This is a genomic window from Halalkalibacter hemicellulosilyticusJCM 9152 (genome assembly GCF_000513115.1).
Taxonomy (GTDB): Bacteria; Bacillota; Bacilli; order Bacillales; family Bacillaceae_D; genus Halalkalibacter; species Halalkalibacter hemicellulosilyticus.
The window spans coordinates 1-1,621 of the sequence record NZ_BAUU01000088.1 but is presented as its reverse complement, the minus strand read 5'-3'; the positions used below and the strand labels follow the sequence as shown (position 1 = coordinate 1,621).

Here is a 1,621-nt window from a genome sequence, read left to right as displayed (position 1 = left end):
TTAAACTCAACTTTTATGGAGAGTTTGATCCTGGCTCAGGACGAACGCTGGCGGCGTGCCTAATACATGCAAGTCGAGCGGACAGAAGGGAGCTTGCTCCCGGAAGTTAGCGGCGAACGGGTGAGTAACACGTGGGCAACCTGCCCTGTAGATTGGGATAACATCGAGAAATCGGTGCTAATACCGGATGATAGAATGAGCGTGCATGCGTTTATTCTCAAAGATGGCTTCGGCTATCACTACAGGATGGGCCCGCGGCGCATTAGCTAGTTGGTAAGGTAACGGCTTACCAAGGCGACGATGCGTAGCCGACCTGAGAGGGTGATCGGCCACACTGGGACTGAGACACGGCCCAGACTCCTACGGGAGGCAGCAGTAGGGAATCTTCCGCAATGGACGAAAGTCTGACGGAGCAACGCCGCGTGAGTGATGAAGGGTTTCGGCTCGTAAAGCTCTGTTGTTAGGGAAGAACAAGTGCTAGTCGAATAGGATGGCACCTTGACGGTACCTAACCAGAAAGCCACGGCTAACTACGTGCCAGCAGCCGCGGTAATACGTAGGTGGCAAGCGTTGTCCGGAATTATTGGGCGTAAAGCGCGCGCAGGCGGTCTTTTAAGTCTGATGTGAAAGCCCCCGGCTCAACCGGGGAGGGTCATTGGAAACTGGGAGACTTGAGTACAGAAGAGGAGAGTGGAATTCCACGTGTAGCGGTGAAATGCGTAGAGATGTGGAGGAACACCAGTGGCGAAGGCGACTCTCTGGTCTGTAACTGACGCTGAGGCGCGAAAGCGTGGGGAGCAAACAGGATTAGATACCCTGGTAGTCCACGCCGTAAACGATGAGTGCTAGGTGTTAGGGGTTTCGATGCCCTTAGTGCCGAAGTTAACACATTAAGCACTCCGCCTGGGGAGTACGACCGCAAGGTTGAAACTCAAAGGAATTGACGGGGGCCCGCACAAGCAGTGGAGCATGTGGTTTAATTCGAAGCAACGCGAAGAACCTTACCAGGTCTTGACATCCTTTGACCACTCTAGAGATAGAGCTTTCCCCTTCGGGGGACAAAGTGACAGGTGGTGCATGGTTGTCGTCAGCTCGTGTCGTGAGATGTTGGGTTAAGTCCCGCAACGAGCGCAACCCTTGATCTTAGTTGCCAGCATTCAGTTGGGCACTCTAAGGTGACTGCCGGTGACAAACCGGAGGAAGGTGGGGATGACGTCAAATCATCATGCCCCTTATGACCTGGGCTACACACGTGCTACAATGGATGGTACAAAGGGCAGCGAAGCCGCGAGGTGAAGCCAATCCCATAAAGCCATTCTCAGTTCGGATTGTAGGCTGCAACTCGCCTACATGAAGCCGGAATTGCTAGTAATCGCGGATCAGCATGCCGCGGTGAATACGTTCCCGGGCCTTGTACACACCGCCCGTCACACCACGAGAGTTTGTAACACCCGAAGTCGGTGGGGTAACCTTTTGGAGCCAGCCGCCTAAGGTGGGACAGATGATTGGGGTGAAGTCGTAACAAGGTAGCCGTATCGGAAGGTGCGGCTGGATCACCTCCTTTCTATGGAGTAACTAACTCTAATCGACGAACAACTTCGGTTGTTTGACGCTTCGGTTC

General features: G+C 53.8%; 1 rRNA gene. It reads left to right on the top strand.

From position 1 onward, the window contains the following. Positions 1-12 precede the first annotated feature (12 nt). Positions 13-1,564: ribosomal RNA gene (locus JCM9152_RS20950) — 16S ribosomal RNA — on the top strand. The last annotated feature ends 57 nt before the right edge of the window (positions 1,565-1,621 follow it).